This window comes from Streptomyces lancefieldiae, assembly GCF_031845825.1.
GTDB classification, from domain to species: Bacteria; Actinomycetota; Actinomycetes; order Streptomycetales; family Streptomycetaceae; genus Streptomyces; species Streptomyces lancefieldiae.
This window is the reverse complement of record NZ_JAVRFH010000112.1, coordinates 1-8,974: the sequence shown is the minus strand read 5'-3', so window position 1 is coordinate 8,974 and position 8,974 is coordinate 1. Positions and strand designations below refer to the sequence as shown.

The 8,974-nt window shown below is 74.2% G+C and carries 6 protein-coding genes and 2 pseudogenes; 3 read left to right on the top strand and 5 right to left on the bottom strand.

What is annotated here, in order from left to right; genetic code table 11:
* From RM812_RS39875 to RM812_RS39855, 5 genes and pseudogenes are all read right to left on the bottom strand, one after another.
* A pseudogene (locus tag RM812_RS39875) lies at positions 1-2,908 on the bottom strand (hypothetical protein); the annotation flags it as partial.
* A gap of 3 nt (positions 2,909-2,911) precedes the next feature.
* The gene (locus RM812_RS39870; protein WP_007450918.1) at positions 2,912-3,070 is read right to left on the bottom strand and encodes a DUF6760 family protein; all 159 of its coding nucleotides are present in this window, start codon (positions 3,068-3,070) and stop codon (positions 2,912-2,914) included.
* Positions 3,067-3,585, bottom strand: coding sequence for a hypothetical protein (locus RM812_RS39865; protein WP_311585536.1), 519 nt, complete (start codon positions 3,583-3,585; stop codon positions 3,067-3,069). The genes RM812_RS39870 and RM812_RS39865 overlap by 4 nt, the downstream gene beginning before the upstream one ends.
* Positions 3,585-4,031: a phage tail protein gene (locus RM812_RS39860; protein ID WP_311585534.1), complete on the bottom strand. Its 447-nt coding sequence runs from the start codon at positions 4,029-4,031 to the stop codon at positions 3,585-3,587. Before RM812_RS39860 ends, RM812_RS39865 begins: the two co-directional genes overlap by 1 nt.
* A 64-nt stretch (positions 4,032-4,095) precedes the next feature.
* Entirely contained in the window at positions 4,096-5,712 is a 1,617-nt protein-coding gene (locus RM812_RS39855) for a phage tail sheath subtilisin-like domain-containing protein (protein ID WP_311585532.1), read from the bottom strand.
* A gap of 590 nt (positions 5,713-6,302) precedes the next feature.
* Here RM812_RS39855 and RM812_RS39850 point away from each other — a divergent pair.
* From RM812_RS39850 to RM812_RS39840, 3 genes and pseudogenes are all read left to right on the top strand, one after another.
* Positions 6,303-7,916, top strand: a complete 1,614-nt coding sequence (locus RM812_RS39850) for a hypothetical protein (RefSeq protein ID WP_311585530.1) — start codon at positions 6,303-6,305, stop codon at positions 7,914-7,916.
* 161 nt (positions 7,917-8,077) lie between these two features.
* On the top strand, positions 8,078-8,698 hold the full coding sequence (locus tag RM812_RS39845) for an eCIS core domain-containing protein (RefSeq protein ID WP_311585528.1): 621 nt from the start codon (positions 8,078-8,080) through the stop codon (positions 8,696-8,698).
* A 93-nt stretch (positions 8,699-8,791) separates the two neighbouring features.
* Positions 8,792-8,974: pseudogene (locus RM812_RS39840) on the top strand (hypothetical protein); the annotation flags it as partial.

The following is an 8,974-nucleotide window of genomic DNA, read 5'->3' as shown; positions in this document are numbered from 1 at the left end:
GGGTGGCGGGGGGCACCGCGGTCGGGCGTACGGCGTCGGCCGGCCTGGACGACGTGGGGGCGCCGAGGCCCGGACGCGGTGCCGTGGCGCTGCGCTGCACCGGGCGGGCGGGGGTGGGGGACGTGGTCCGGCGCTGGACGGGTGCCGTCGCGCCCGCCCCGCCCGACTCCCGGCCTCGCTCGAGCGCGGGGGCCTCCGCCGCCCCGGCGGCACGACTGCCCGCGGCTGCGGCTGCGGCTGTGGTGGGGGCGGTGGCGGTCGGTCCCGACGGTTGTGCGGGTGTCCCGGGGAGGGCGGGGGTGTCGCGGTGCGGTGCGGGCGTCGGGCCGGTGGAGGGAGTGCTCGGCACGCCGGCCGGTCCGGCCGTGGCGCGCTGGACCGGGGACGCCTGCGGCGTGCCGGGGGCCGTCGTCCGGGCAGGTGTGTGGTGGGCGCGGCGGGGCGCAGGGGTCTGCGAGGTCGGTGAGGTCGGTGAGGGCTGAGGTGCCTGCGCGCGAACGGGCTGAGCCGTCCGCCGCTGAACAGGGGGCTGCGCACCGGTCGGGGTGACGGGTCGGGCGGTCACCGCGGGGGGCTGGGTCGCGGCCGGGGGAGGTGTCGAGGATCCCTGGGCTGCCGTGACGCCGCCGGTGTCGCCCGGCCGTGAGGGGGCGGGCGTTGCCTCGCTGCCGTCGGTGCTGGGTACCGGGGTGGTCCGGGCAACGGCTCGCTGGACCGGCGGGGGCGGGGTGCTGCCCGGTGCCGTACCGGTGCGAGGGGTGCCGTCGCGCGGTTCGGGGGCCGCGGTGGGGCCGTCGGTCCGGGGGACCGCTCGCTGGACCGGGGCGGCGGCCGACGCGCCGACGTCGGGTGCGGACGCCGGCCGGCCGGTGAGGGGGCGGTCGTGCGGGGACGCGGCTCGCTGGACCGGGGGTCCGGCCGGGGCGGGTCCTGACGACGGAGACGGAGACGGAGACGGCGACGGCGACGGAGACGACGGCGACGGTGCCCCGGCGCGGCCGGTGGTCGGCGTGCCGGGGCTGGGGGAGGGGGCAGCGGGGTGGGACGCCGCCCGCTGCACCGGGCGGTCGGCCGTGGCGCCGCCGGTCGGGGCGGGCGCCCGGCCTGGGGTGGGGTTGGCCTTGGCGGGCGCGGGCGCGGGCGTGGTGGCGCGGGGGTCGGCGGATGTGGGCGTGGGCCGCACGGCCGCCCGCTGCACCGGGGGTTCGCCCGGCGCGGGGCTGGACGGCCGCACGGCAGCTCGCTGCACCGGCGTACCGGGCGTCGTGCCGGGACCGGACGCGGACGCGGGCGTCGTCCGGCCGCTGGGCCGGGAAGTGCCGGACCCGGAAGCCGGGTTGGGCTGCGCCACGGCTCGCTGCACCGGGGGGCCGGGCGTCGCGGCGTCCGGTGAGGTGCTCCGGCGGTCCCCGGAAGGGGCGGTCTCCGCGCCACGGGCGGGGGCGGGACGCGTGGCCGGTACGGGGTCGGACGGTACGGGGCCGGTCGGCGTCACGGCTCGCTGTGCGGGCGCGCCGGACGCGGTGCCGCCACCCGGTGCGGGCGTCGCGCCGCCCCCGGTCGGGCGCGCGGCGCGCTGGACCGGCGTACCGGATGCCGTACCGCTGTCACGTGCCGGTGCCGGTGCCGGTGCCGGTGCCGGGCTGGAGTTGCCGGGCTGTGAGGCGGCGCGCTGGACCGGGGCGCCGGACGCGGTGCCGCTGCCCGACGTGTCGCTCCGCGCGGGGCCGGCCGGCGGTGCGGCGGCTCGCCGGACCGGTGTGCCGGATGGCGTTCCGTCGCCGGAAGGGGTGGGGGCGGTGCGCCGGGACCCGGTGTCCGGCGCCGGCGTGGTCCCGGGGCGGGACACCGCTCGCTGCACGGGAGGGCCGGCCGGGGTGTCGGAGGCGGCCGGCGGGGTCTGGTGCGGGCGCACGGCCCGTTGCACCGGAGCGTCGGGCGCCGTGGCGGCGGTGGGTGCCGTGGGCGCGGTTGTCGTGGCGCCGCCGGGCCGGTGGGACGGCGGGGCGTCCCCGGCGGAGACCGAGCCGGGGTCCCCCCGGTCGCCGTCCGCCGACGCGGGCGTGGTGCCGGAGGACGCCGGGAGGGAGTCGGTGGTCCGGCGGGTCGCGGGCAGGGCCCGGCGCTGCACGGCCGGCGAACCGGACGGTGCCTTGGTCAGTGCCTGGCGCGGATGGGGTGCGGCCGGTGCCGGCACCGGGGTGACCCGCACGCCGCGGGCCGCCTGGGCCGGCGTGCTCGCGGGCGTGGCGGACGACCCCGACCCGGTGGAACGCGACCGCTGGACGGGTGTGGCCGACGGCGCGGACGCCGACGTGGGCGTGGTGGACGAACCGCCCCGCGTCCCCGGCGTGGCGGACGAACCCGCCCGTGCTCCGGGCGCGGTGGAGGAACCGCCCCGCGCTCCCGGCGAACGGAACGAGCCGCCCCGAGACCCCGGCGCGGCCCCCGTGGGAGCGGCCGGGGTCGAGGGGTCGGCCGGTATCGCCCGCAGGGGCGCGACCGGCATCCGCTGGACCGGCGGTGCGCCCGACGGGGACGACAGCGGTGTGGACCGCGTCGGGCGGTCCGACGGGTCGAAGGCGCCCGACAGCAGGCTGTCGCCGGACGCCGGGTCAAGCACCGCGGGGGACGGCGCCCCCGTGAACGACGGGTTCTGCCACGTCGGCAGCCGGCCGCCGAACCCGGCGTCCGCGACCCCCGTACGGGCCGTACCCGTCGCCCGCTGGATCGGCGGCAGGCCCGTCCAGGCGGCGACGGCCACGGGCGCCGGGCCGGGCGTACGCGTCGTACTCCCGTCCGTGTCGGCGCCCGTGTCCGGGCCCGAACCCGGGGTCTCGGCCGGGGGCGTCGTGACGTCCCCGCCGATGCCGTCCCGACGGCCCCGCAGCCGGTCCAGGAATCCCACTGATCAGCCCTCCGCCGTGCCACGCGTCACGAGGGACGCGATCTGGTCCGTGTACCGGCGGCGGTCCTGGTGCTCCAGGTCCAGGATCGCCTCCAGGCTCCAGTGGAAGTGGTAGGCGACGTACGCGATCTCCTCGTGCAGCCGGTCGGTCGCGTACGTCACGATTCCCCCAGGCGGCTCCCGCCGAGTTCCACCTCGAAGGGCTCCGAGCAGTGCGGGCACTCGACGGCCGCACGGGTGTGGCCCTCCGCGTTGATCTGACGGTAGAAGTCCTGGAGGAACGCCAGATCGGAGGCGAACATGTTCTCCACGATCCCGTCGTGCACCGACGACAGCGTGCCCAGCCGGGTGATGACCCGGCCGAGCAGCACCACCGACAGGTACGCCGGGTTCTCCTGCACCCGCACGTCGCGCAGCGGGATCAGCTCGTCCCGTGCCGTCGACAGGCGCATCACACCGTCCCGGTGCACCGTGCCCGACTCGTCGACGTACCCGCGCGGCAGCTCGAAGGGGAACTCGGTGCGCAGTTGCTGGCGCGGTACCGGGTCGGCCGGAGGACCGGCCGGCGCCTCCGTCGGCGCGGCGGCGGGAGCAGAACGGGGGAAGTCCGCTCCCGCCGCCGCAGTCTGGGGGGCCTGGGGCGCCGCGGTGGGCGCCCGGCCGGCCGCGCGTCGCATTACTCGACTTCCATTTCTTCGAACACGATGGTGACCGTCTCGGTCAGCGCGGCGGTGTCGCCCGCCTTCAGCGAGCTGGCGTCGATCTTGCTGCACCAGGCGTTGCGCATGTTGTACCGCTTCACCGGGGTGTCCTCGGCGTCCATCAGGATGATGGAGGCGTTCTTCCGCGCCGAGGCCATCCGGCCGTTGATGGAGTCGTTGATCCACTGGGTGAACGACGCGGACTGGGTCATGCCCCGCACGACGGTGCACTGACCGTCCTTCTTGTTGCCGGGCATCACGGCGGTCTCGAGCTTGCCGGTCGCGCTGTTGTTCTGTACGTGCTTGATGACGTCCTGTTCGATGGTGAGGCCGTTGACCTCGGCGAGGTACTCGACCATCACCCCGTCGATCTGGAGCCCGAAATTGTTTCCGGTGAGGGAGTCACCCTGCATCAGAGCCATGTGTTCGCTGTCCTTCTAGGGAACTGAGGGGGGAGGCTGATCAAAGAGGCGGAGAACGCGTGAGCTACTCCTCCAGCTCCCCGCTGCCGCTGGAGAACTGGGCGAGCCGGAAGATCACGAACTCGGCGGGCTTGACCGGCGCGATGCCGATCTCGCACACGACACGGCCGAGGTCGACCGACTCCGGCGGGTTGGTCTCCTCGTCGCACTTGACGTAGTAGGCCTCTGCCGGGCTCTGGCCGAACAGGGCGCCGCTGCGCCACTCGTTGACCAGGAACGCGGAGACGTTGCGCCGGATGCGGGCCCAGAGGTTGTGGTCGTTCGGCTCGAACACCACCCACTGGGTGCCGATCAGGATCGACTCCTCCAGGTAGTTGAAGTACCGGCGGATGTTCAGGTAGCGCCACGCCGGGTCGGAGGAGAGGGTGCGGGCGCCCCAGACGCGGATGCCGCGGCCGGGGAAGGAGCGGATGCAGTTGACGCCGATCGGGTTGAGCAGGTCCTGCTCGCCGCGGGTGATCTGCAGTTCGAGGTCGACGGCGCCGCGGACGACCTCGTTGGCGGGGGCCTTGTGCACGCCGCGCTCGAAGTCGTTGCGGGCCCAGATGCCGGCGACGTGGCCGCTCGGCGGGACCAGGCGGGACTGGCCGGTGGCCGGGTCGAAGGACTTGATCCAGGGGTAGTACAGGGCCGCGTACTTGGAGTCGTAGCCGGCCGTCTCCTGGCGCCAGACCCGGATCTGCCGGGCGTTCTGGTTGGGCGGCGGGTCGATGATGGCGACGCGGTCGCCCATCAGCTCGCAGTGGGCGATGAGACCGAGCTGGACGGCCTTGACGGCCTCCAGGTCGATCGCGCCGCGCTGGTAGGCGGCCATCAGGTCGGGCACCGCGACCATGGAGATCTCGTCGATCGCCTCCAGGCCGCCGAAGCCGGTGCGGTCGGCGGAGTCACCGAGGTACTCGGCCGGGCCGGGGTGCGCGCTCTCGCCCTGACCGGCCGGAACGGCGGGCGCGGCGGACGCGGCGGACGGCGGCGCGGGCAGCGTCAGGCTCTGGTTCTCCGGACGGACGAGCTGCGCGGACGGCGCGGCCTCGGTCACGGTGATGAGCTTGGAGCGCTCCTTGACCTGGGTGACGACGTAGGAGCGGTTGCCCTTCTTGGCGCTCACGTCGAAGGTCTCGACCGGCTTGTCGCCGTCCTTGACGATCAGCTTGAAGCGCTCGGCGGGGCCCTCGCCCTCGGGGTCCGCGACCTCGACGGTCAGCGGGCCGTGCTGGCCGGCGGCGGTGGCCGTCACGGCGAACGTGCCGAGCTGCTTGGGTTCGGCGGCGGGCAGCGCGGCCTTGGCGGCGCTCCCGGTCACGGCGGCGGGAGCGGCGGTGCCGTCCGTGCCGTCGCCGACGGCGGCGTCCTCGGCCGAGCCGCCGACGCGGACGACGTAGGCGGCGGATCCGCCGTTGTTGAAGAACCCGTAGACGGAGTGTGCGAGGTAGTACCCACCGGTGAAGTCACCGAAGGCCGCGACGTACTGCGTCCAGTTGGTCACCAGCGTGGGCTCGTTCAGCGGGCCGGTCGGGGCGAGACCGACGAAGGCCGCCACCGAGGTGCCCACTCCCTCGATCGGGCGCGAGCCGCTGGCCACCTCCTCGACGTAGACGCCGGGCGACAGGTAGGACGGCATGCTCTGCTCTCCTCGGGGTACGAGACAGGACGCCCCTCAGCCTCGCGCGCGCGTTGGCGCCGCCGAAACGTCCCGGGGTGCCGGACCGGGGGCATGTTCGTTGCCCCTGGTCGTGCCCGTTGGGGCAGACTCCCCGTCTTTCCCTGGTGGATGGCTGCCGTTTCTGCTTCAACATCTTGTGTTGAGTGTCAGTTCGCCAGGATGTCATCTCGTGGTCACGCCCCGGTACGGGGTACGCCGTCCCGCCGCTTCGGGGTGCGGCGTCGCGAGGGGTGGTCACGAGGACTGAACACGTAGGAAACATGCGGCTCCATCGGCACGGGTAGGTTCCGCGCAACATCATCGTGTTCCTCCGTTCGTGCTGCGTTCACTTCCGAGGTCGCCCGTTTCGTCCTCCATCTGGTCAGAAGGAGTTGTCCGTGCCGGACCGCTTGCACGACACGCAGACCCGTCGCACGGATGCTGCCGCTCCGGCCCGGCACCGCCCTCGGGGGCCGCAGTCCCCCCTGGCCTCCTTGCAGGCCAGGGCAGGGAACAGAGCCGTCACCGCGGCGATACAGCGGGCGACCAGTGCTCCTGACCGGGAGGACGTGAGGGCGGGGGACGAGCGGCGTCGGCGGGCGGAGCTGGCGGCGGCCGCGGCGGAGCGGCGACGCCGGCCGGAGGCGGCCGAGGAGGAGGCGCGGCGGCCGGAAGAGGCCGCGGTGGACGAGCGGCGCCGGCGCGCGGAGCTGGCGGCGGACGCGGCGGAGCGGCGTCGGCCGCCGGCGGAGGAGACCGCGGAGGTGACCGCGGAGGAGCAGAAGCAGCGAAGAGCGATGCGGAACCTCTTCGGTGCCGGGGAGAAGCTCAAGCAGGTCAACGCGAAGATCGAAAAGCTCTTCGGCACCTCCAAGGCGGACAAGTCCAAGAAGGTCATCGACGTGCCCGACACGATGGCCACCCGCCTCAACGCGCCCACGGAGGGCGGAGTCCGGCTGCACGGGCAGGCCACCTCGGACACCGATCAGGTGGCGGCCACCGCCATCCAGGGACAGGTCGGCACCGGGATCAACATCGTGACCGACTCCTTGGGCCTGTTCAACGACCTGCGCGCCCTGAAAGCCGCGTTCAAGGGCCGTAAGGCCACGGGGCCGGAATCCCACAAGCCCAGGAAGGACGCGAAGGGGAAGCCCCTCGCCGCGGCACAGAACGCCGGCATGGTCACCGGCGACGCCGCGGGAATGGCCAACGCCGCGGTGAGGAACGCCGGCCAACTGGGCGGGGTGCCCGCTCTCGGGGAGGTGGCCGGCGGAGCCGGTGTGTTCTATTCCGTGCTGATAGCCGCCCGGGATGCCGTCGTCATCTGGAAGACCTACGACAAGGACCGCGACCTCAAGAAGATGGTCCAGGAAGCCCCCGACGACGCACAGAAGGACGCGGGGAAACTCCAGGACGTACTCGACCATCTGGGGAAGGCGCAGCAGGGGCTGGACCGGGTCAGGGCCCTGCCTCCGCGCCGACTGCTCGATCTCAACGTCGCGAGGGAGGAGGACATCGCGCGCTTCGAGAAGGAAGTCGCCGACCTCACCGGGCAACTGGAGGCGCACCTGGCCGGCATCGGCCGGTACGCACGGCACAAGCAGCACACCAAACTGGCCAAGCGCGTCACCAGCCTGGGGGGCAACTCGGTGCGCACCGCCGGAAGCAGCCTGGCGATCGCGGCCGCCGCCGGAGCGGTCAGCGGTCCGGCGGGCCCCGCCGTGGCCGGCGTGGCGGCGGCCTTCCTGCTCGGCAACGCCCTCTACAAGGGGGCCCGGGCGGGCTCCAACCGGTATGTCGCGGCGCGGCATCCCGACCGGTGGGCCCGGCCCACGTTGGGCGAGGGGGAGTCCGAGACGGACAGGCCCGGGGCGCCCGAGGCGCAAGGTGCCCGACGGCGCGATGCCGTGGCGGATTTCTTCAAGGTGACGAAGTCCGTCCCGCAGGGTCAGCGCCAGTTCATGGCGCAGGAACTCTACGCACTGGCGGCCGGTCCGGACGTCCGGGTGGGCAAGGACGTACCCGCCGACATCCGCGCGTCGGCACGTGCGCTGCTCATGGTCCTCAAGGCGGGCCCGGACCGTCACGGGCAGTCGCCCAAGGACTGGGAGGCATCGCTCAACGACCCCGCGAAGCAGGCCGCCTGGGAGAAGGAGATAGCCAATCAGCTCTCCTCGGCCTGAGAGGCCGGGATGCTCGAGGGCGAGCGGCTCAGCGGTGTCTTCACCGGCGGGACTTGCCCTCCGGCCTGCCCCCGCGGCCGTTGCGCCGGGCGGCCGGTCCGGGTAGACCTGCCAGGAGCGCCATCACCACGTGCCGACCCAGCACCTGCCGAGGGAGCGTTGTGCACGCACACGAAACACAGGCTGCCCAGCAGTCCGGTAAGCAGAGCCCGGCCCGTCGGTCCGCCGTGCCGGGCACCACGGCCGGCCGGATGCTCGCACTCCAGAACCAGGCCGGTAACGCGGCGGTGTCCCGGGCCGTCCAGCGGGCCCGGCACGAGCACGGCCCCGGGTGCGGCCACGCCCAGGAGGCGGCCGAGAACGCCGACGTGCAGCGGCGGGTGTCGGCGGACAGCGGCTTCTTCGAGGAGCCGCGGGTGTCGGTGAACGATGCGATCAGCACGCCCGGCAAGCCGCTTCCGGCCCGCATCCGCGAACCCGCCGAGCAGGCCTACGGAATGAGCTTCGGGCACGTCACCCTGCACGACAACCCGGTGGCGCAGCGGTCGGCCGTGGACCTGCAGGCGATCGCCTACACCACCGGCTCCCACATCGTCGCCCAGCGGTCCCTGGACGACGCGACGCTCTTCCACGAGGCCCACCACGTCTTCCAGCAGTCCCGGGGCAAGGTGGCGGGCACCAACAACGGGTTCGGGGAGTCCGTCTCCAGCCCGGACCACTCCGAAGAGATCGAGGCCGCGCAGGCCGGCGAGCGCATGGCCCGGGGCCAGTCCCCGCTGTAACCGGCCGCGCCGCCCGCCGGGCATGCCCTTTCGGGCAGCCGACTCTGCCCCGGGGCCTGGGACAGGGCCCGGGGGTCTTCCTGTGTTCGCCGTGTGACCCTGTGGACTTCGCTGGAGCCCCGTCCGCGACGGTGGACCCCGGCAGTAGTACGCGTGTGCGCCTGAGGGTGCGCAACACCGGTGACGTGGTGGACGAGTACCGGTTCGAGCCCGTCGGGGACGTGGCGCCCTGGACGACGATCGAGCCGCCGACGCTGCGACTGTATCCAGGGACGA

Bases quoted from the DNA above. Each gene is read 5' to 3' on its own strand.
- RM812_RS39865 (WP_311585536.1), bottom strand. From the start codon at position 3,585: ATGCGACGCGCGGCCGGCCGGGCGCCCACCGCGGCGCCCCAGGCCCCC.
- RM812_RS39860 (WP_311585534.1), bottom strand. From the start codon at position 4,031: ATGGCTCTGATGCAGGGTGACTCCCTCACCGGAAACAATTTCGGGCTC.
- RM812_RS39855 (WP_311585532.1), bottom strand. From the start codon at position 5,712: ATGCCGTCCTACCTGTCGCCCGGCGTCTACGTCGAGGAGGTGGCCAGC.